The organism is Candidatus Symbiopectobacterium endolongispinus (assembly GCF_018777385.1).
Taxonomy (GTDB): Bacteria; Pseudomonadota; Gammaproteobacteria; order Enterobacterales; family Enterobacteriaceae; genus Symbiopectobacterium; species Symbiopectobacterium endolongispinus.
On record NZ_JAFJYB010000004.1, the window covers coordinates 107956 to 128484 of the forward strand.

15 protein-coding genes and 5 pseudogenes are annotated in these 20529 nt (G+C 53.7%); 14 read left to right on the top strand and 6 right to left on the bottom strand.

All coding sequences use genetic code 11. From position 1 onward, the window contains the following. Window positions 1-27: 27 nt before the first annotated feature. The 11 genes and pseudogenes from kdsD to JZM30_RS15840 form a co-directional block, all read left to right on the top strand. On the top strand, window positions 28-1017 hold the full coding sequence (gene kdsD, locus JZM30_RS15790; RefSeq protein ID WP_252319814.1) for an arabinose-5-phosphate isomerase KdsD: 990 nt from the start codon (window positions 28-30) through the stop codon (window positions 1015-1017). A gap of 66 nt (window positions 1018-1083) precedes the next feature. After that, window positions 1084-1708 (top strand): annotated as a pseudogene (gene kdsC / locus JZM30_RS15795) (3-deoxy-manno-octulosonate-8-phosphatase KdsC). 46 nt (window positions 1709-1754) lie between these two features. Continuing rightward, window positions 1755-2321: an LPS export ABC transporter periplasmic protein LptC gene (lptC, locus tag JZM30_RS15800; RefSeq protein WP_252319816.1), complete on the top strand. Its 567-nt coding sequence runs from the start codon at window positions 1755-1757 to the stop codon at window positions 2319-2321. Beyond that, window positions 2302-2880: a lipopolysaccharide ABC transporter substrate-binding protein LptA gene (lptA, locus tag JZM30_RS15805; protein WP_252319818.1), complete on the top strand. Its 579-nt coding sequence runs from the start codon at window positions 2302-2304 to the stop codon at window positions 2878-2880. Before lptC ends, lptA begins: the two co-directional genes overlap by 20 nt. A gap of 3 nt (window positions 2881-2883) precedes the next feature. Next, window positions 2884-3609, top strand: a complete 726-nt coding sequence (lptB, locus tag JZM30_RS15810) for an LPS export ABC transporter ATP-binding protein (protein ID WP_252319820.1) — start codon at window positions 2884-2886, stop codon at window positions 3607-3609. Window positions 3610-3660: 51 nt separating this feature from the next. Beyond that, window positions 3661-5094, top strand: coding sequence for an RNA polymerase factor sigma-54 (gene rpoN / locus JZM30_RS15815; RefSeq protein WP_252319822.1), 1434 nt, complete (start codon window positions 3661-3663; stop codon window positions 5092-5094). A gap of 23 nt (window positions 5095-5117) precedes the next feature. Beyond that, window positions 5118-5405 carry a ribosome hibernation promoting factor gene (hpf, locus tag JZM30_RS15820; RefSeq protein ID WP_252319824.1) on the top strand — a complete coding sequence of 96 codons (288 nt, stop codon included), beginning with the start codon at window positions 5118-5120 and terminating at the stop codon, window positions 5403-5405. A 90-nt stretch (window positions 5406-5495) separates the two neighbouring features. Continuing rightward, window positions 5496-5970, top strand: a pseudogene (ptsN, locus tag JZM30_RS15825) (PTS IIA-like nitrogen regulatory protein PtsN). Window positions 5971-6085: 115 nt separating this feature from the next. Beyond that, window positions 6086-6937 (top strand): RNase adapter RapZ, encoded by an 852-nt coding sequence (rapZ, locus tag JZM30_RS15830; RefSeq protein WP_252319826.1) that lies wholly within the window; start codon window positions 6086-6088, stop codon window positions 6935-6937. Then, complete coding sequence (gene npr / locus JZM30_RS15835) at window positions 6937-7209, top strand: PTS phosphocarrier protein NPr (RefSeq protein ID WP_252319828.1); 273 nt, start codon at window positions 6937-6939, stop codon at window positions 7207-7209. Before rapZ ends, npr begins: the two co-directional genes overlap by 1 nt. Window positions 7210-7513: 304 nt before the next feature. Next, window positions 7514-7660, top strand: a pseudogene (locus tag JZM30_RS15840) (GreA/GreB family elongation factor); the annotation flags it as partial. 44 nt (window positions 7661-7704) lie between these two features. Here JZM30_RS15840 and pmbA read toward each other — a convergent pair. Then, window positions 7705-9045, bottom strand: a complete 1341-nt coding sequence (gene pmbA / locus JZM30_RS15845; protein ID WP_252319830.1) for a metalloprotease PmbA — start codon at window positions 9043-9045, stop codon at window positions 7705-7707. Between the two features lie 196 nt (window positions 9046-9241). Here pmbA and yjgA point away from each other — a divergent pair, with 196 nt between their 5' ends. After that, the gene (gene yjgA, locus JZM30_RS15850) at window positions 9242-9799 is read left to right on the top strand and encodes a ribosome biogenesis factor YjgA (protein ID WP_252319832.1); all 558 of its coding nucleotides are present in this window, start codon (window positions 9242-9244) and stop codon (window positions 9797-9799) included. A 42-nt stretch (window positions 9800-9841) separates the two neighbouring features. Here yjgA and aaeB read toward each other — a convergent pair whose 3' ends face one another. The 3 genes from aaeB to aaeX are packed head-to-tail and all read right to left on the bottom strand — an operon-like array spanning window position 9842 to window position 12926. Further along, window positions 9842-11803 (bottom strand): p-hydroxybenzoic acid efflux pump subunit AaeB, encoded by a 1962-nt coding sequence (gene aaeB, locus JZM30_RS15855; RefSeq protein ID WP_252320583.1) that lies wholly within the window; start codon window positions 11801-11803, stop codon window positions 9842-9844. 12 nt (window positions 11804-11815) lie between these two features. Further along, window positions 11816-12715 carry a p-hydroxybenzoic acid efflux pump subunit AaeA gene (aaeA, locus tag JZM30_RS15860; protein WP_252319834.1) on the bottom strand — a complete coding sequence of 300 codons (900 nt, stop codon included), beginning with the start codon at window positions 12713-12715 and terminating at the stop codon, window positions 11816-11818. A 7-nt stretch (window positions 12716-12722) separates the two neighbouring features. Continuing rightward, window positions 12723-12926, bottom strand: a complete 204-nt coding sequence (gene aaeX / locus JZM30_RS15865) for a p-hydroxybenzoic acid efflux pump operon protein AaeX (protein ID WP_252319836.1) — start codon at window positions 12924-12926, stop codon at window positions 12723-12725. A gap of 321 nt (window positions 12927-13247) precedes the next feature. On the opposite strand from aaeX, the pseudogene aaeR reads away from it, so the two are divergent. Together aaeR and JZM30_RS15875 are read left to right on the top strand one after the other, a co-directional pair. After that, a pseudogene (gene aaeR, locus JZM30_RS15870) lies at window positions 13248-14162 on the top strand (HTH-type transcriptional activator AaeR). A 213-nt stretch (window positions 14163-14375) separates the two neighbouring features. Further along, on the top strand, window positions 14376-15134 hold the full coding sequence (locus tag JZM30_RS15875; protein ID WP_252319838.1) for a hypothetical protein: 759 nt from the start codon (window positions 14376-14378) through the stop codon (window positions 15132-15134). Window positions 15135-15183: 49 nt separating this feature from the next. On the opposite strand, the gene tldD is transcribed toward JZM30_RS15875, so the two are convergent. Then, window positions 15184-16629 (bottom strand): metalloprotease TldD, encoded by a 1446-nt coding sequence (gene tldD / locus JZM30_RS15880; protein WP_252319840.1) that lies wholly within the window; start codon window positions 16627-16629, stop codon window positions 15184-15186. Between the two features lie 68 nt (window positions 16630-16697). Further along, window positions 16698-20523 (bottom strand): annotated as a pseudogene (gene yhdP, locus JZM30_RS15885) (AsmA2 domain-containing protein YhdP). Between the last annotated feature and the right edge of the window lie 6 nt (window positions 20524-20529).

Here is a 20529-nt window from a genome sequence, read left to right on the forward strand (position 1 = left end):
AAACTCAAATAGTCAGGATTAACCGTTATGTCCAACGTTGAACAACAGCCCGATTTCGATTTTCAACATGCGGGCCGACACGTGCTCGCCATCGAACGCGACGGGTTGGCCCATCTGGACCAGTATATCGATGACAACTTCACCCGCGCTTGTCGCACCATGTTCCATTGCCAGGGCAAAGTGGTGGTAATGGGAATGGGGAAATCCGGGCACATCGGGTGCAAGATGGCGGCGACCTTCGCCAGCACCGGCACCCCCTCGTTTTTTGTCCATCCCGGCGAGGCCAGCCACGGTGACCTCGGCATGATCACCGCACAAGATATCGTGATCGCCATATCCAACTCGGGTGAGTCCAATGAAATTCTGGCACTGATCCCGGTGCTCAAACGTCTGGGCGTATTTCTGATTTGCATCACCAGCAACCCGGAAAGCACCATGGGTAAAACCTCTGATATTCATCTCTGTGTCCATGTGCCACAGGAAGCCTGTCCGTTGGGGCTCGCTCCCACTTCCAGCACCACGGCCACACTGGTGATGGGCGATGCGCTTGCCGTTGCCTTGTTACAGGCGCGGGGTTTCACCGCAGAAGATTTTGCCCTTTCTCACCCCGGCGGCGCACTGGGCCGCAAACTTCTGCTGCGCGTTGCGGATATCATGCATACCGGAGACGAGATACCCCACGTTACCCGAGACGCGTCGTTGCGTGATGCGCTGGTGGAGATCACCCGCAAGAGTTTCGGTATGACCGTGATTTGCACGCCGGACATGATGATCGAAGGCATCTTCACCGACGGTGACCTGCGCCGCATCTTCGATATGCAGATCAACCCCAATGATGCGCGTATCGCCGATCTGATGACCGCAGGCGGCATTCGGGTCACCCCCAATACGTTGGCGGTGGATGCGCTGAATCTGATGCAGTCGTCGCGCCATATTACGTCGCTGCTGGTGGCACAATCCGATCGACTGGTCGGTATCGTTCATATGCATGATATGCTGAGCGCTGGCGTGGTGTGATAGTCAACGGGATCGTCTTTCTGGCGCTCCCTAAAGAAAGAAGGGTGACATCAAGGATATGTGTTTATGAATAACCCCCAAGCGCAAACCGCCACCTGCTACGGCCCCGTCGCGGATCGGGTATTGGAAAAGGCGCAAGCCATCAAATTGCTGATTTGCGATGTTGACGGCGTGCTCTCCGACGGCCTTATCTACATGGGCAATCAAGGGGAAGAACTGAAGGCGTTTAACGTACGCGATGGTTATGGTATTCGCTGTCTGCTAACGTCCGGCATTGAAGTCGCCATCATTACCGGGCGCTCTGCGCCGCTGGTGGAAGACCGCTGTCGCACGCTGGGTATCACCCATCTTTATCAGGGACGTCAGATAAGGTTTTGGCCTTCCGTGAACTGTTAGATACACTGTCGCTTAACGCCGATCAGGTTGCCTATATTGGTGACGATTTGATTGACTGGCCGGTGATGGCACAGAACAGATAGGCCTTAGCGTCGCCGTGGCAGATGCACACCCTCTGCTGCTGCCCAAGGCAGACTACGTGACCAAAATTGCTGGTGGGCGCGGTGCGGTACGCGAACTGTGCGACCTTATCCTGCTGGCACAGGGTAAGCTGGACGACGCCAAAGGGCTATATCGTCACGGCAAGGGGGCTATCGCCGCCCGCTTGTCGGGGTACAAGTTTGTTACGACATGAGTTTGCCACGGCATAAGTTTGCGATGACCATGAGTACGTTTTTATTATGAATAAGACGAAGCGTTGGCTAACCGCGCTATTGGCGCTCATTGTATTGATTCTGATTGGCTGGAACCTGACGGATCAGGACAGCGCGCCACAAACGGAAACCAAGGATAATGCGGTGCCGACCTACACCAGCGATGAAACCACCACGCGCGTGTTTAACCCGCAGGGTGGCCTGAACTATCGACTCGTGGCGCAGAGAGTGGAGTATTTTAACGCGGAACAGCTCACCTGGTTTACCGCGCCTGTCGCTACGCTGTTTAACGAACAGGGTATCGCCACCTGGTCGGTGCAAGCTGACCGCGCCAAGCTGACCAAAGATAAAATGTTGTTCTTATACGGGCATGTGGAAGTCAACAGTCTGACCAATGACTCACAATTACGGCAGATAAAAACCGATAATGCGCAAGTTAACCTGGTAACACAGGACATCGCCTCCGATGATGAGGTGACACTGTACGGAGCCAGTTTCCTCTCGAATGGGATGAAAATGCGCGGTAATTTGCGTAACAAAACTGCCGAATTGATTGAAAAGGTAAAAACCTCTTATGAAATTCAACACCAATAATGCCTGGCGTCATGCGGCCATTGCCAGCGCCCTGTTAGCAGCAAGTCTGCCTGCCCTTGCTGTGACAGGAGACACCAGTCAGCCGATTCACATTGATTCCGCGCAGCAGTCATTGGACATGCAGGGCAATACCGTCACGTTTACCGGCAATGTTACGGTCAAACAAGGCACCATTGATGTGAAGGCCGATAAAGTCGTGGTCACGCGCCCACAGGGATCGCAGGGCCAGGAAGTGATTGAGGCCTTTGGTAATCCGGTCACCTTTTACCAGATGCAAGACAATGGCAAGCCGGTGAAAGGCCACGCACAGAAAGTGCGCTATGAACTGGCGCAGGATAGGATCACGCTGACGGGTAACGCGTATCTGGAACAACTGGATAGCAACGTGAAAGGCGATCGCATCACCTATCTGGTGAAACAGCAACAGATGGAGGCGGTGGGTGATAAAGGCGGGCGAGTAACCACTGTGCTGGTGCCCTCGCAGCTACAGGAAAAGAACGGCAAGGCCGCCGCTCCCTCGTCTCAAAAAGACAAGCAGCAACCACAGGCAACTGAATAACCTATGGCAACATTAATCGCAGAAAACCTGGCGAAGACCTACAAGGGACGTCGCGTGGTCGAAAACGTAAGTTTAACGGTCAACTCCGGTGAAATCGTCGGGTTGCTCGGGCCGAATGGTGCGGGAAAAACCACGACATTTTATATGGTTGTCGGCATTGTCCAGCGCGATTCAGGGCGGATCGTGATTAATGATGAAGAGATAAGCTTGCTGCCTTTGCACGAACGCGCGCGCCGCGGCATCGGCTATTTGCCGCAGGAAGCCTCGATCTTTCGCCGTTTGAGCGTCTATGACAACCTGATGGCAGTCTTGCAGATTCGCAAAGACCTGACGCCGGAGCAGCAGGACGATCGCGCCAATGAGTTAATGGAAGAATTCCATATTATTCATTTACGCGATAGTCTGGGACAATCCTTGTCTGGCGGCGAACGTCGTCGCGTAGAGATCGCTCGCGCACTGGCGGCCAATCCCAAATTTATTTTGCTGGATGAACCCTTTGCCGGTGTCGATCCGATTTCAGTGCTCGACATAAAAAAAATCATTGAGCACCTGCGCGACAGCGGCCTGGGCGTGCTGATTACCGATCACAACGTGCGTGAAACGTTGGATGTGTGCGAACGCGCCTATATCGTCAGTCAGGGGCAGCTTATTTCCCACGGTTCACCCAGCGAAATCCTGGAGGATGAGCAGGTGAAACGCGTCTATCTGGGCGAAGGCTTCCGACTTTGATACTGTAACGTTTGCAATGGGCGTTCCATTTAAGGGAAAGTGACACGAGTTATGAAGCAAGGTTTGCAACTCAGGCTAAGTCAACAACTGGCCATGACGCCACAACTTCAGCAGGCGATCCGTCTGCTGAAGTTGTCTACGATTGAACTCCAGCAAGAGATCCAACAAGCGCTGGAAAGCAACCAGTTGCTTGAACAAACCGATAGCCACGATGAAATCGATGCTCAGGAAACGAGCGACAGCGAATCACTGGATACGCGCGACGCCCTTGAGCAAAAAGATATGCCGGAAGAACTGCCGCTGGACGCCACCTGGGATGAAATCTACTCCGCAGGCACGCCCTCGGGAACCGGCACCTATTACCGCGACGAAGAGCTGCCTGTCTATCAGGGCGAAACTACGCAAACCTTGCAGGATTACCTGATGTGGCAGGTAGAGTTGACGCCGTTTTCCGATACCGATGCGGCTATTGCTACGTCGATTTTCGATGCGGTGGACACCACCGGCTATCTGACCGTTCCGCTGGAAGACATTCTCGAGAGCATCGGCGACGATGACGTGACGATTGAGGAAGTGGAGGCGGTGTTAAAACGTGTGCAACGTTTTGACCCTGTCGGCGTGGCAGCGCGTGATTTGCGCGATTGCTTGCAAATCCATATGTCTCAGTTTGCCCCCGAAACCCCGTGGCTGGCGGAAGCCAAGCTTATCGTCAATGAATACCTCGATTTGCTGGCCAACCATGATTTTCGCACGCTGATCCGCGCCAGTCGTATTAAAGAGGATGCGCTGAAAGAGGCGCTGGCACTGATTCAGTCACTTGACCCGCGTCCGGGCCAATCGATCAATACCGGCGAGTCGGAGTATGTGATCCCCGACGTACTGGTGCGCAAGCATCAAGACCGCTGGGTGGTGGAACTCAACACCGACAGCGTGCCGCGCCTGCAAGTCAACCAGCAGTATGCCGCGCTCGGCCACAGCGCGCGTAACGACAGTGACAGCCAGTTTATCCGCAGCCACCTGCAAGAGGTGCGCTGGCTGATAAGAAGTCTGGAGAGCCGCAACGATACGCTGCTTAAGGTCACGCGCTGCATTGTGGAACAACAGCAGGATTTCTTTGAGAAAGGTGAAGAGTTTATTAAACCCATGGTGCTGGCGGATATCGCTCAGGCTGTGGATATGCATGAATCCACCATCTCACGCGTCACAACACAGAAATTTCTTCACAGCCCACGTGGCATTTTCGAACTAAAATATTTCTTCTCCAGCCATGTAAATACCGACAGCGGCGGTGAGGCATCATCCACTGCTATTCGGGCGCTGGTGAAAAAATTGATCGCGGCGGAAAACCCCGGCAAGCCCTTGAGCGATAGCAAGTTGACAACGCTGCTCTCCGATCAGGGGATCATTGTCGCGCGGCGTACCGTCGCAAAGTACCGAGAGTCTTTATCCATCCCGCCGTCAAACCAGCGTAAGCAGTTGGTTTGATTTCTACAGAGAAGGAAGACGCTATGCAGCTGAATATCACCGGACACCACATCGAGATCACACCCGCATTACGCGAATTCGTTAACACAAAATTTGCCAAGCTGGAGCAATACTTTGATCGCATCAACCAGATCAACGTGGTGCTCAAGGTGGAGAAAGTGGGGCGAATTGCCGATGCTACTCTGTTCGTTAATGGCGGTGAGCTCCATGCCACATCCGAATCTGAAGACATTTATGCCGCCATCGATCTGTTGATCGACAAACTGGCGCGTCAGTTAAATAAACACAAGGACAAACTCAAACAGCACTGATCGTCATCTCCGCCTCCGGGCGCAGGGAATACGCCTCTGGCACAACGTCAGAGGCGTGAAGAGATGAGCGGGCCGTTAAGTGAACACACCATGAATAACGATCCCATTTTGCAACTCAGCGTGGTATTACGCCAAGAGTGCACCCGCAGCACCGTTCATTGCCAAAGCAAGAAACGGGCTTTGGAAATCATCAGCGAATTGGGCAGCCAGACAGCTAAACCTTCCGACTCCGCTGATCTTCGAGGCATTGCTGACGCGCGAGAGAATGGGCAGTACCGGTATTGGCGGCGGTATCGCAATCCTCCACGGAAAACTCGATGATGATAACGCCTTGGGCGCCACCGGAGTCTTTATCCAGCTTGAACAGCCAATATCTTTTGATGCTATTGATAATCAAGGCGTAGACTTGCTTTTTGCCTTGCTGGTTCCCGCAGAACAATGTAAAACCCATCTACATACGCTGTCGCTTGTCGCCAAACTTCTGGCTGACAAAAGTGTGTGTCGGCGTTTACGGGCAGCACAGAGTGACGAAGAGCTTTACCAAATTATGATTGAAGGGGATTAATCCCCGGTAGAAAGCGAGCGACATTCAGACATTCGCGCTACGATGTGCGTCATACAGATGAATCACTCGGTCAGGGTGTAACAAAAGAAGGCTATAGCCGGAGGGGAGTCGTCGGATGGTGCTGATGATTGTCAGTGGTCGCTCAGGTTCAGGAAAATCTGTGGCCCTGCGCGCCCTGGAAGATATGGGCTTTTATTGCGTGGACAACCTGCCCGTGGTGTTGCTGCCGGAACTGGCAAACACGCTGGCACAACGTGATATCTCGGCAGCGGTCAGTATAGACGTGCGCAACATGCCAGAATCGCCGGAAATCTTCGAGCACGCCATGGATCAGTTGCCGCCCAGTTTTGCGCCGCAACGGCTGTTTCTGGATGCCGATCGTAATACGCTGATTCGCCGCTACAGCGACACGCGCCGTCTGCACCCCCTTTCCAGCAAAAATCTTTCGCTGGAAAGCGCCATCGATGAAGAGAACGACCTGCTGGAACCGTTGCGTTCTCGTGCCGATCTGATCATCGATACCTCTGAAATGTCAGTGCATGAACTGGCGGAAATGCTGCGTACTCGGCTGTTGGGCAAACGCGAGCGTGAGCTGACCATGGTGTTCGAATCCTTTGGTTACAAGCACGGCATTCCCATCGATGCGGATTACGTGTTTGATGTGCGCTTCCTACCTAACCCTCACTGGGACCCGAAATTGCGTCCGATGACCGGGCTGGACAAGCCAGTTGCCGCGTTCCTCGACCGCCATACGGAAGTGCACAATTTTATTTACCAGACGCGCAGCTATCTGGAACTGTGGCTGCCAATGCTGGAAACCAACAACCGCAGCTACCTGACGGTAGCCATTGGCTGTACCGGCGGCAAACACCGTTCCGTCTATGTGGCTGAGCAACTGGCAGACTATTTTCGCTCGCGCGGCAAAAACGTACAGTCCCGCCACCGCACGCTGGAAAAACGTAAATAATGACCGTCAAACACACCGTCATCGTCAAGAATAAGCTAGGCATGCACGCTCGCCCGGCGATGAAACTGTTTGAACTGGTGCAAAGCTTTGATGCCGAAGTGATGCTGCGTAACGAAAGCGGCGTTGAGGCGGAAGCCAGCAGCGTGATCGCCATGATCATGCTGGATTCTGCCCAGGGTAAACACATTGAAGTGGAAGCCAGCGGCGCAGATGAGGCCGCCGCACTGGCTGCGGTGGTTGAGTTATTCGAAGCCGGGTTTGATGAAGAATAACACGCGACAATAATCCCAAAAATCGACAATGCCATAGGTAATAACGCTACCTTATGGCATAACTTCGTTACAAGTTATCTCTCATTTTTAGCAACACCCACGCGTCGCTGGCGCGGGGGTGTTGCTTTATAAATGTGGTAGACTTTTTCTCTTGATATTGTTTTTTCATATATGCAGCACGTGCTTATATCCCTATGAACCTTGATCTTATTGCCATGACGTAACGTTGTTTGTTACCGCTATGCGTTTTATCAAGGGTTATGTTTTACCAACCTATTGGAGAGGAGTATGACGAAACCTAACTTCTGTGATGGCGCCGCTCGGCGCAGCCCTGCTGGGTCTGCGCGTTGGGAATACCATTAACTGGCAGTTGCATAACGGTACGGAAACTCGCGTGGAAGTGCTGGAATTGCTCTATCAGCCTGAGGCCGCTGGCGAATATCATCGCTAAGCACGCGCCCACTGCCCTGATTTCAGGGCAGTCATGTTGCCTGATTATATCCCGGCGATCTTCATGCCAGGCAGCAGAGCCGAACCGCACTGGATATTGCTGCGGGTTTCAATATCATCCCCCAACGTCACCATATCGCGCAGCATGGTTTTCAGGTTACCGGCAATAGTGATTTCACTCACCGGATACTGAATCTCGCCATTTTCCACCCAGAATCCTGACGCACCGCGCGAGTAATCGCCCGTGACCGCACTCACACCCTGCCCCATCAGTTCGGTCACCAGCAGGCCTTTATCCATCTGCTTGAGCATCTGTTGGAAATTAAGCCCCTGACCCGCAATACGCCAGTTGTGAATGCCGCCGGCATGGCCAGTGCTCTTCATACCAAGTTTACGCGCTGCATAGCTGGTCAACAGCCAGGTTTGCAGCACGCCGTCTTTAACGATGTCACGCTGCGCGGTACGTACCCCTTCACTGTCGAACGGGGTAGACGCCAGCCCTTTACGCAAATGCGGCAGCTCTTCGATGGTGAGCCAGTCCGGCAGGATCTGTTGGCCCAGCTTATCGAGCAGGAAAGTCGATTTACGGTACACGTTGCCGCCGCTGATCGCCCCCACCAAGTGGCCGAACAGGCCGGTAGCCACTTCGGCGGCAAACATCACTGGTGCTTCCATGGTCGGCAACTTGCGCGGTGATAAACGTGAGAGCGTGCGGCGAGCGCACTCTTCGCCGACCCATTCCGGACTTTGCAGATCGTCCAGCGCGCGCCCTACGGTGTAAGCGTAATCGCGCTCCATATCGCCGTTCACTTCGGCAATCACACAGCTCGACATAGAGTGGCGGCTCGACAAATAGCTTTGCAGCATGCCGTGGCTGTTGCCAAACACTTTGATACCGTAGTGGCTGTTAAAGCTGCCCCCTTCGGTATTGGTAATGCGCGTATCGGCTTTCAGCGCCGCCTGCTCGGCGCGCGCAGCCAGCTCAATACCCTTTTCCGCATCCAAGGCAGCAGGATGAAACAGGTCGAGATCGGGAGCGTCAAATGCCAGCAGTTCTTGTTCTGCCGGGCCAGAAAAAGGATCGGGCGAAGTATAACGGGCAATATCCAGCGCAGCCTGCACGGTGCGGGCGATAGCCTCCTGGCTCAAGTCGGTCGATGACGCACTGCCTTTACGCTGCTGGTGGTATACGGTAATTCCCAACGCGCCATCGCTGTTGAATTCCACATTTTCAACCTCGCCGTAGCGCGTGCTGACGCTGATCCCTGTGGTTTTGGAAATGGCCACCTCTGCCGCATCTGAAGCGGCGCGCGCCAGCTCCAACGCCTGTGCGACTGCCTGCTCCAATGCTTTACGCTGTTCTGCAACCTGAGTGATTATTGTCATCGTTCTGCCATACTGAGTTAAAAGCCGTTCAGAAGCCGGGAAATGGCGTCTGCCTTGCCCCTCTTCTGCGCCTAAAGGTGTATGCTTGAGTCTAACAGGATATCAGGATAATTTCGCAAAAAGCCCAAACCTGTTAGGATCGGCGTCTTTTTTATGGCGTTAACCGCGTCACATGCCCGAACTGTTACGGAAAGAGATGGTAAACAAACACCCTGAAGAGTGGCTGGACGACGTACCGGACCCGCACGCCGAAGATGATGAAGACGATGAGATCATCTGGGTCAGTAAAAGTGAAATCAAACGCGATGCAAAAGCACTGAAAGATCTTGGCGTGGAGCTGATTGAGCTCGGTAAAAATGCGCTGGAGCGCATCCCGCTGGATGACGATCTGCGTGCTGCGGTTGAGCTGGCGCAACGCATCAAAAAAGAAGGCCGCCGCCATCAGGTGCAACTGATCGGTAAGATGCTGCGTGCCCGCGATCCAGAACCGATTCAAATCGCACTGGATAAGCTGAAGAACCGTCACAACCATCAGGTCGCTCTGTTTCACAAACTGGAACAACTGCGCGACAGACTGATTGAGGAAGGGGATGATGCCATCCCGGATATCCTCGGGCTCTACCCGGCCGCCGACCGCCAGCAGTTGCGCTCACTGGTGCGCAATGCGCAGAAAGAAAAAGCCGCTAACAAGCCGCCCAAGTCTTACCGTCAAATTTTCCAGTATCTGCGCGAACTGGCCGAAGATCAGGCCTAGTCCCCAGAGGTAAATCACCCTGTGGTGGAGTCGCCCTTGGCGTTACTCCACCAACGCATGCTGATAGCGGTGCAGTATCTCCGTGATACGGCCACCAACCGATGCACCGATCTTCGGTGCTATCTGACGCTGGCATAGCGCAATCTGATACTCATCCAACATGGTCAACAACTGGGTAAAAGCGTGACGCCGGGAAATCTCTCGTCGCGCGTCACTGACCTGCTCTGCCGCCTGACGAAGACGACGATGAAATGCCGACAGTTCACTGTCCATCGGCAACGGCAGATTCCGCATACGTTGGTGCAGAATAATCAGCGACAACGCCAGACGGTATTTGGCAATGTCGTTGGGAAACAGGGTCAGCAGCAGGTAGAGCTGCTGATAGAGCGCAGGTAAGTGGTTTTCACGCCGTTTGGTTGGGTTGGTGGTCAGTGCCGATACCGCACTGTAAACAAAGCGGTTAAGTAGCGCCTGCCCAGTACGAGCACGTGAATTATCTCGAATCAACAAGATAACCAGCCACGCCAGCAAGCAGCCGATAACCTGCCCAATCGCGCTGTCCAGAAAGTGGCTGAGATTAAACGTCATCGGGTTATCCAACACCAGAATATTGATGGTGCTGGCCAGCGCCCCCAGCGATCCCATACGCCGCTTTTGCACCTCAATACCGATGATGAAGGCCATAATGCCCAGACTGAGGCACAGCAGCAGCATGCTTTGCTGCGTGGATGGCAATACAAACATGAACAGCAGCGATCCCAACGGCAAGGCATAGACCGTGCCGACCAGGAAATCGACCGCCATGCGTTTTGGGTTAGGCAGGCGCATCGCCAGCGCAGTCACCACAGCAATCATCACCATGCAGGCACTACCTGAGGTCCAACCGGTGATAAGCCAAAATAAACACCCTACAGCCGTCGCCACGCCGGTGCGCCAGCCGTTGATCATCGCATGATGGCGCTCAGCGGACGCCGCTTTCACCATCACTTCATCACGCAGCAGTTCGCCCTCAACCTGCGTCAGACGGGCGTTGGTCTGAATCCATTTAGCCAGTAACAGATAGCGCGTTGCGGTCCACACCCAGCCAATCAGCGTCGGCGGCACAGTCTTGCGCTCACCGGCTGCAATCGCGTGGCGCAGTTGCTTAACCCGTTTACGCACATCGGCCATCGACGCTACCGGCGCATTGATCAACAATGCCAGACTGGTTCTGAGCGGCTCAGGTTTATCCTGTAGCACCAAATAGGTCTCACACGCCTGAGTAATCAGAGTAAATGATTGCGCCAGCAGCGCCTTAATGCGCCGATGGCTATTTTGCCAGCGCGCTGATTCCAGCAACAGCGGATTGCCCATACCAGCCAATGCGGTGCTTTTACGCACCAGCCCATGCCAGGCAACGTCAAGCTCTTCACGCGATGCACCCCGAATACACAGTTGCAACAGGCGATAGTGATCCAGCAGCAGCCCTTCCAGGCTGCTGTCGATATGGTGTTTGATGGAACGTGGGGTAAACAGCAGATCGGCCACAATGGCACAAACAATACCCAAAACAATTTCGCTACAGCGTTCAACGGCGAACTGCGGCGTCAGCAGCGGCGCACTCTGGGTGGATACTATGATAATTAATGCGGTATAGCCCGCCAATCCCCATACGTAGGCGTTTTCTACCTTAACCAGCGATGACACCCAGGTGCAAAACCCCACCCATATGCAGCACAGCAGCAACATCACCACGGGTGCACGAATGGTCGCGATGATAATCACCAGCGCACCGGCACAGCCGATAAAGGTGCCCACAATACGCAATATCCCGCGATGATGAATCGCCCCGGAAAAGGGATCGCCACCGGCGGCAAAAGCAGGGCCAGCCGCGACGATGGCCGCAGTGAGCACTGACCAACGTAGCGTTTCCAACTGAAAGTGGAAACCGAGAAACAGTGACAGCACAACGGCAACGCTGAGTTTGCAGGCAAAACGCCAATGGGGAAAAGCAGGCATTTTCATCATGAGCTCGTCTTAACCAAACTCACGCAGCCGATAGAGCAAACGAATCAACGGTGAAGGCTGCTTGTTTTGCGGGGTGTCTGCCTGCGCGATCACCACGGTGGTCGTGGTGCCCGCCGGATAAGGAATATCTCGCTGTTGATCCAGATGGATTCTTACCAGCACGCGCTGTGCCAACCGCACCCATTCCAGATTGGCGTCCACCGCCGCCAGTCCTTTACTGTCTATGTTGGCGCTGCTGTTGGTGATCGCCGCCGCCACGCTGTCAACCGTACCGTAAAACAGCCGATCACTACCCAGCGGCGTGATCTCAACCCTGTCGCCAGCATGAACGCTTGCCAGCTTGGTCTCTTCCATATAGGCCACCAGATAGAACGAGTCCTTTTTCACCAGCGCCACGGCGGTCGCGCCGCGCGTAATGTATTCCCCACGCTGCACGTTGAGGTTGGTCACCCAACCGTCCGCTGGCGCGCGAATCACGGTACGTTCCAGATCCAACTTCGCCAGCGCCAACGTCGCTTGCGCCTTGGCTAACTGATGCTGCGCGGTTTCCAACGCGCTGCTAGACTGATCGATCGCTTCCTGCGACATAGCCTGTACGCCGAGGCGTGTGCGACGTCCAGACTCACGCCGCTTTTCATTGACCAGCGCCAGGTAGTAGTCCACATCCGCCTGTGCTTGCTGAAAACGGGGTGGATCGACCACAAAAAGCACATCCCCCTTTTTCACCTGCTGATTGTCATGCACCAATACCTCTGTCAGCAGCCCGCTGACATCCGGTGCGATCGCCACAACGTCTGCGCTGAACTTCGCATCTCGCGTCCACGGCGATTCGGTATAGAACGCCCAAACGCGCAGCAGCTTTTTGGTTATCAGCGAGACAACAGGAAATTTTATAGCAAGGGTTTTCACAGTGACCTCAAAGGGAGAAGCGAAAGATCAGATAAAACAGGCAGCAAAACAGAGCGGTGTTAAACAGCGCCGGATGCCATACCACGTCATAAACGCCGGTGGGCTGTAAAACACGGTTCAACACAAAAAACAGTACCAGCGATACCAGCAACACAAATAATACGGGCGGGAAGGACAGGCCAAACAGCACCATCACCGGGAGTGAACTCATCCTCTTTTCCTTTTCATTTCAATTGACGAATAAACAATACCGACCGTGTCACAGTAGACACAGGCATGGGGGTTCATTACCAACGACGACACAGGCCTTTCGCCATCAATGCTAAAAGGCATGAAGGGCATTACACTGATCAAGAGAGATTGCAGGTTGTTTAGTAGAAGCGAACGCAGCCTGTTACCTGATGGAAACAAGTAGCACGAAGCACACCGGTATTCTTCCCGCCCTATTCGTTCGAATGCGGTGTATTATGGATGTTTATTTGCATTTCATCTACTATTTGTGATCTAAATCACTTCTAAGCCAGAGTGAATAATGGAAAGACTAAAGAGCATGTCGGTCTTTGCGCGTGTAGTGCAGTGTGGCTCGTTTACCGCCGCAGCCCGACAATTGAACATGAGCGTTTCTGCCGTCAGCCAAACGGTGACCCGGCAGGAAGAAGAGCTACAGATCAAGCTGCTCAATCGCAGCACGCGCAGCATTGGGCTTACAGAAGGCGGCAAGATCTACTACCACGGCTGTCGGCGTATGCTGCATGAGGCGCACGATCAGCTCTACGCCTTTAACAACACGCCGATCGGCACACTGCGCATTGGCAGTTCCTCCACCATGGCGCAAAATGTGCTGGCGGCCATGACAGCAGAGATGCTGCTAAAATACCCAGGGCTCTCGGTCAATCAGGTCACCGGCATTCCCGCCCCCGACCTGATTGCAGACGGGTTGGATATCGTTATCCGCGTGGGTGCCTTGCAGGACTCCAGCCTGTTTGCCAAACGTCTCGGTTCTATGCCAATGGTGGTGTGCGCCGCCAAACGTTATTTGACCCAGCACGGCACTCCGGAAAAACCGTCAGACGTGGAAAGTTTCTCCTGGTTGGAGTACACCGTGCGTGCAGACAGTGAATTCTAACTGATCGCCCCAGAGGGCATTTCCACCAAAATCGCACCGCAGGGTCGTTTTGCCACTAACGATCCGCAGACGCTGGTACGCTGGCTCAAAACTGGCGCAGGCATCGCCTATATCCCATTGATGTGGATCATCGACGAGATTGCGCGCGGCGAAGTGGAAATTCTGTTCAGCCGCTATCACTCCGATCCGCGCCCGGTTTACGCGTTGTATACACGCAAGGATAATTTGCCGCTCAAAGTACAACTGTGCATCAACTATATGACAGAGTATTTTAAGAACGTTGCTCAGATTTATCAAAGCCATAGGGAAGAGACGTTGTGAAAATAATTATTTTCACACTACGGTATTAACCTGAAAATTAAGTTCAGTATAGATTATCTTCACGTTCACGCTGTTACACTGTGCTTTATTTAACCAAGGGGGCATTTATGACAACAGTATGTAGTATCTCAGGGAGTTTGTTTCCAAGAACGATTTCATTGAATGAAATAAAAAGAAATCAAAAATGCCAAAAATCCAAGTGAAATAAAAAGATTGTGGGATAGAATTGCAGACTGGTTTTGTGGAACTGATAAAGAAAATGCCAAAAAAGCGTTGTTTGAACTATTCAATAATGATGATGCCAATATAAAAATAGACGCCTTTAATCAGTTAAAGGCCATGGCGTCACCCGCGTTTAAAGATGCATTCACCTACACGACGACAGCGATAAATGATACCGCGTTTACCGTCAATCTGTCTATTGGCGCTCTGTTTTCTACGGGTGAGATCTCTACGGCGGGCGAAACAATCAACCTGAGTGACCATATCAAGACGTTCACGGAAAGATGTTTTAGCCAGGACGAGGACACTAATTATTTTATCCAATTAAAAAATATACCAAGAAGTACAATTTATTTTTATAACGCCAACGACGAGAAGACCCAATTCAAAATAGAAGATTTATCGAGCCTCGAGAATACAATATCAGAAAAACAGAAAAAATCGCTAAATGTGGCATTATCTCAAATAGGAGCAATTGATATAATACAGCAAATAAATGCACGATCAAAGGAGATACCAATTGTCGGAAATCCGAGTAAAAAGACATCTTTTTCTTTAGATGAGAAGGGGAATATCTCTGTAGAAATACATTTATTTCAAAACCTTGATGCTTATCATCATTCTGTTTATCAAAAACATTTCCCCGATTCAAAATATCCCTGTTTACACGCGAAAGCACGAGTCAATATAGCCAGCAACGGCAATTGTGATATCGTCGAAGCAACCCCATCACACCCTGGAATTGAGTAACCACCGCCACGCATTTTTACAATAACATGGCGGTGACAATTGCGCAGAATTACGCCGTACCGCTCACCGTCATGCTGTCCAGTTTCAGCGTCGGCTGCCCAACGCCAACGGGTAGGCTTTGGCCCTCTTTGCCACACACGCCAACGCCTTTATCAAATGCCAAATCGTTACCCACCATGGATATCTGCTGCATGGCTTCGATACCCGAGCCAATCAGGGTTGCCCCTTTAACCGGCGTCGTGACTTTACCATTTTCAATCAGATAGGCTTCGGAGGTTGAGAACACGAACTTGCCGGAGGTGATATCTACTTGGCCACCGCCAAAGTTAGGCGCATATAAACCGTATTCAACGCTGGAAATAATCTCTTCCGGCGTCGATTTACCCGCCAACATGTAAGTATTGGTCATGCGTGGCATCGGCAAATGGGCATAAGATTCGCGGCGACCATTACCGGTCGGCGCCACCCCCATCAAACGCGCGTTGAGCTTGTCTTGTATGTAACCTTTAAGCACACCGTTCTCAATCAGCACGTTGTATTGCCCGGCCACGCCTTCGTCATCCATCGCCAGCGAACCGCGGCGTCCTTCCAGCGTACCATCATCCACCACAGTACACAGTTCAGAGGCAACCAGCTTGCCCATCTGCCCGCTGAACACCGACGTGCCACGGCGGTTAAAATCCCCTTCCAGTCCGTGTCCGACAGCTTCATGCAGCAGCACACCCGGCCAGCCCGCGCCCAGTACCACCGGCATCGTGCCCGCAGGCGCAGCAACAGCGGAAAGGTTGACCAGCGCCATACGCACCGCTTCTTTCGCCCAGGCCTCCACCCGAGCTTCTCCGTACACCACTTGCCAGAAGTAGTCGTAACCTACGCGCGCGCCACCGCCGCTGGCACCGCGTTCACGTTTACCATCCTGCTCAACCAGCACGCTGATAGACAGGCGCACCAACGGACGCACATCAGCTGCCAGCGTGCCGTCGGTTGCCGCCACCAACACGTGTTCATAGACACCGGTCAGGCTGACGCTCACTTCCTGCACGCGGGCATCGGCCGTGCGCGCCACACTGTCTGCGCGTTGCAGCAGTGCCAGTTTCTCTTCACGGCTCAGGCTGTCCAGCGGATTGAGCTGCGGATACAGCGCACGATGAGCGTTTTCCCCCAGCGTGCGAACGCGGCCAGTGCCCTGCTCGCGCACGATGCTACGCGCGGCCTGGGCGCTTTGGTGCAGCGCATTGAGCGTGATTTGGTCTGCATAGGCAAACCCGGTTTTTTCCCCGCTTACCGCGCGAATACCGACCCCTTGATCGATATTGTAAGAGCCATCTTTAATGATGCGGTCTTCCAACACCCAGGATTCATGGTAACTGGATTGAAAATAGAGATCGGCATAATCCAGGCAACGTTCATTCAATACCTCTAACACCGAGAACAGGTCTTGCTGGCTCAAGTTGTTAGCAGTGAGTAACTGTCCACTGACAAACGAAAGACTCATATTTTTTCCACTTTAATTCACATGAAACCAATGAATAAACGGCACGTGGCCATCACTATGCTGGCGTATTAACGCCGCTCCTGCACCGCATTTTTTTGCGGCTCGCGCAGGATTTCCTTAATCGTAGGCTGATCCAGGCTGCCATGAATCTGGTAGCGAATCAGCGAGATTTTGTTCCAGAGCGGTGCCAGCACCTTGCTGGCCGCAAACACGGCAGCACCAATCACCGGGTTGACCACAAAGGCGGTAGCCGCACCCACCGTGGCTGATATTTCCGGTGCAATCACCGCTTCCATGGCAATTTGGCGGTTAGCCAGATCGACACTGCCCTTCATGGCGATATCGGCTTCCAATCCGTCTACCAGCAGATCGTCGGTATGCAACACACCGTCTTTAATCCAGGCCGTGCTACAGATGGAATCAAAATAGAAACCCTTGCCAAAGGTATCGCTAAAATCAAACTGCAATTTGCGCAGTAACGCATCAAAGCTCACCAGACGCAGCAAGCGTTCCGCTTGACCAGTACCCGCATTGACAAATATCGCCCTTGCCAATACGCGTGTGCAAAATACCGCTCAGGCTCGCCAGATGTGGTGCCCACGGCGAACCGTGCCAATAGAGATCATAGTCAACATCAAAGGTTGCTGCGCGCAGCGGCGTATCAATACCAAACCAGTCGGCATTTTGTTCCAGCGTACCGCCCGTCAAACGCCCTTTGAGTTCGGTGCGAACTCCTTTGGCATTCTCCTGCCAACTGCCGCTGGCAGTCAGCTTGGCTTTACCGGTATCGATCACCCCCTCACTGAGCGTCAGCTTATCTTTTTCTGGTTGCAGTGTCGCCGTGATTCGGCCCAGGTTCTGCCTGACAATCCAGCATTCCCAGCAGGCAAGCTGCAACGCGGGCCAGTCTTCAAAGCGGATGCTGGGGTCATTGAGCGGTGATTTCTTCTCCGCCAGCGCCACGGGGTTGGTTGCTTCATCCCCTTCCCACTGCGGGTTGTAGTAGAGATAGCGAATATCCGCGCGCCACATGCCGTTCTGTGGGACTGTCAAGTTAGCATCAATCTCACGCCCGGTAGTGTGAATTTCATTGCCCTGCGGCGTATTGCGGCTATTGAGTACCACGTCATGCCACTGCTGACCGAGCAGTTGCAGCGCGGGCGTACGCAGCGTCACGCTTTCCGGCACATGGAGATTGCTTTGCGCCCCTTTGCGCAAGGCGGTATCGCCACGCAGGGCAGGCAGTAATCCCAACCAACGCTCCGCATCCAGCGCGGGCAGAGCCAACACCAGTTCAGACTGTTCCGGCAGCGTGGGAGGCGTTTGCTCCCCCTGCTGCCAGATTGCGCGCGCTAACGTCAGCACATCGCCACGCAATAACCACTGGCTGTTAAACTGTGCCGTTTTTCCCAGACTGCCTGAAAGCGTGAACCCTTTGAGATCCCCTTTAGCGGCAATCTTGAGCGGCACCGTCGTCCCCTGTGCTTTATTGAGCGGCTCAGGTAAGCTAGTGCTTACATTTTTCAGGTCGGCATCGACGCTGACCTCATAGGTCTCAACACCTTTATAGGGCAGATGCACCGTTACATCGCTACGCCAGGTGGCGGTTCCCGACAGTGCGGTTTGCAATGTTTTTGGCTGACCGGGGAACAGCGCCGGTGCCCATTCACCATTCAGACCCACCTTTACCAGAAAAGCTTTTTCCTGCTCTTCGGTGTTGAAACTGAACGTGACGGGCTGCCCTAACCAGTTAGCCGCAATATCATCGCTGTTCAGGGTGCCATTGCGATAATGGAAGCGCCCTTTGAGCTGTTTCAGCGTGCTATTCAGCGGTTTGATATACAGGCTATTGTTACTGAGTTGAATATCGCCACTGGCCTCCACTGCGCCGTGTGCCAGGGGAATATCGAGGTGAAGCGTACCATTGACGTTACCGCCAATTTGCAGTTGCTTTAACGCACTCCCCACGCTGTCCTTGAGCGGCGTTTGTTCAAAATAGTGTCCGACATCGGGCCCTTCCCCTTGAAGTTCGCCATCGATCAGCAACTTTTCTTTGCTGTAGTCAGGGATAGCGGCAAGAATATTTCTGCCGGCAACATTCCCTAACTGCGTTGATGGCGCGTACATCCACAGGCCGTTGTTGGCAAAATTGAGATCGATATCCAACGGTGACAGCGCGGGCCAGCCTGCTTCAAATTCAAAAGTAGCCGCGCGTAGCGGCACCCACACCTGAAACTGACCTTCGTTATGCTCAAAGGGGAAATGCGACGGGTTACCGGCAAAAATCAGCGTGGCGTTGTCGACGTGCCCCCCTTTTAATGCACGGGTCAAGTAGTTCACCAGTTGCGCCCCCATCAGCGGTTCTGGGAAGTAACGCCAGGCTTCAGAGGCATCGGCTAGCCGAATTCCCGCCAGAATATCCAGACGTGGCTGCCCATTCACCGGATGACGGTATTGAAAATCGCCCTGATCCTGTAGCGCACGTGCCTGTACATTCAGCCCTTTACTCCACACTTCCCAGCCGTCGGCGGCATTGATCCAATCTACAGCACCGTTTGCCTGCTGAATCTCGAACGGTGCCCGGAACTGATTACCGCTGGGCAGTACACTTTGCGGCAACGCAAAGGTGACGCGCCCGCGTTCGACGCTGCCACTCAGCGTGCCAGCCAGCTTTTCGCCGCCCGGCAACCATTCCCACGCTTTCCAGCGCAGATCGCGCCATGCCGCTTGAAAACGACTTTTTTCCGGTTGTTTTAAGGGAATATCAAGGGCCAGTTGTGTCAGAAGCCCTTCCGGTTGCAGCGCCTCCCAGCGCGTTTTAAGCTCGGGCGTCACCGTGGACAGCAGCGGCAGCAAATCACGCAAACGTGCCAGGCTCAGTTCACTGGCACGCACACGCAGCATATCTTGTTGTTCTGCCGACGACGCTGGTATCCAGCTCGCCGCCAGACTCCCTTTCGGCCAAGCAACGCCGTTCGTAGCCAGATTCAAGACAGGCACGGCAACCTGCCAGCCTTCGCCTTCCCGCGTGGCATGCAGTGCCAGTTCGTCTACGCTCAGACGATGGATGTTGTCTCCTTCTTTCCAGGCTGCCGAGCCCTGAACCAAAAAGACATCGCTGGCAACCAGCGCTCCGCTGCGCACCTGCAACCAGGCTGCAAGATTGAAATTGGCGCTATCCAGCCCGGTATTATTTTTTAGCCATCGGCTGATCCAAGGCTTCATATCAATATTGTCAGCCTGTAGGTACACCGTGCCGTCATTCAGATGACCCTGAATAGCCTGCAAATCCATGCGTACCTGCACCACGCCGTGCTGCCCATTGAAACTCGACAGGCTGATTTGCCCTTCGGCACGATGTCGGTTGTTGCGGTTCAACCAGGTCAATTGTGGGATGGCGAGCTCCGCACGATCGCCAGAAGGCGTGAGGAAAGAGGGGCGGCTGTCGCGCAGATCGAAATGATCGAACTGCTGGAGGAACAGTGTGCTGAGATGATCGGTTTCGATCAGGCTACCGTCGGCGCGCTGCCCGGTCAATGTGGCATCCAGCGTCAAGTGCATGCGGTGGAACGTCAGATCGCGAAACTGCCAGCGCGCATGCAGCAATGACTGCCACACATCCAGCGCGAGCGTGATGCACTCTGCCCGCCAGCGCGCAGCAGGCGACTCGCTCGTCAGGCCATCGATCGAAAGCGTCGGCCCAAAAGAAGCCCAACTGCCAGTAAGGCGTTGCGCGTCAACCGATACGCCCGTCGTCGACGTAACCCACGCCATGATTTGCAGCCGAAAACGATCGAGCTGCGGCATCGCTAATCGTAAACCACTGACGATCAGCGCCACGACAACAACAATCGTAGCACCCGTCATCAGCAATAGGCCGGGCAGTCGCCTCACACTATT

What these genes read in the sequence shown, in the direction of transcription:
- kdsD (WP_252319814.1), top strand. Translation starts at nt 28, where the DNA reads ATGTCCAACGTTGAACAACAGCCCGATTTCGATTTTCAACATGCGGGC.
- npr (WP_252319828.1), top strand. Translation starts at nt 6,937, where the DNA reads ATGACCGTCAAACACACCGTCATCGTCAAGAATAAGCTAGGCATGCAC.
- lptC (WP_252319816.1), top strand. Translation starts at nt 1,755, where the DNA reads ATGAATAAGACGAAGCGTTGGCTAACCGCGCTATTGGCGCTCATTGTA.
- yjgA (WP_252319832.1), top strand. Translation starts at nt 9,242, where the DNA reads ATGGTAAACAAACACCCTGAAGAGTGGCTGGACGACGTACCGGACCCG.
- pmbA (WP_252319830.1), bottom strand. Translation starts at nt 9,045, where the DNA reads ATGACAATAATCACTCAGGTTGCAGAACAGCGTAAAGCATTGGAGCAG.
- aaeB (WP_252320583.1), bottom strand. Translation starts at nt 11,803, where the DNA reads ATGAAAATGCCTGCTTTTCCCCATTGGCGTTTTGCCTGCAAACTCAGC.
- lptB (WP_252319820.1), top strand. Translation starts at nt 2,884, where the DNA reads ATGGCAACATTAATCGCAGAAAACCTGGCGAAGACCTACAAGGGACGT.
- aaeX (WP_252319836.1), bottom strand. Translation starts at nt 12,926, where the DNA reads ATGAGTTCACTCCCGGTGATGGTGCTGTTTGGCCTGTCCTTCCCGCCC.
- lptA (WP_252319818.1), top strand. Translation starts at nt 2,302, where the DNA reads ATGAAATTCAACACCAATAATGCCTGGCGTCATGCGGCCATTGCCAGC.
- rapZ (WP_252319826.1), top strand. Translation starts at nt 6,086, where the DNA reads ATGGTGCTGATGATTGTCAGTGGTCGCTCAGGTTCAGGAAAATCTGTG.
- hpf (WP_252319824.1), top strand. Translation starts at nt 5,118, where the DNA reads ATGCAGCTGAATATCACCGGACACCACATCGAGATCACACCCGCATTA.
- tldD (WP_252319840.1), bottom strand. Translation starts at nt 16,629, where the DNA reads ATGAGTCTTTCGTTTGTCAGTGGACAGTTACTCACTGCTAACAACTTG.
- rpoN (WP_252319822.1), top strand. Translation starts at nt 3,661, where the DNA reads ATGAAGCAAGGTTTGCAACTCAGGCTAAGTCAACAACTGGCCATGACG.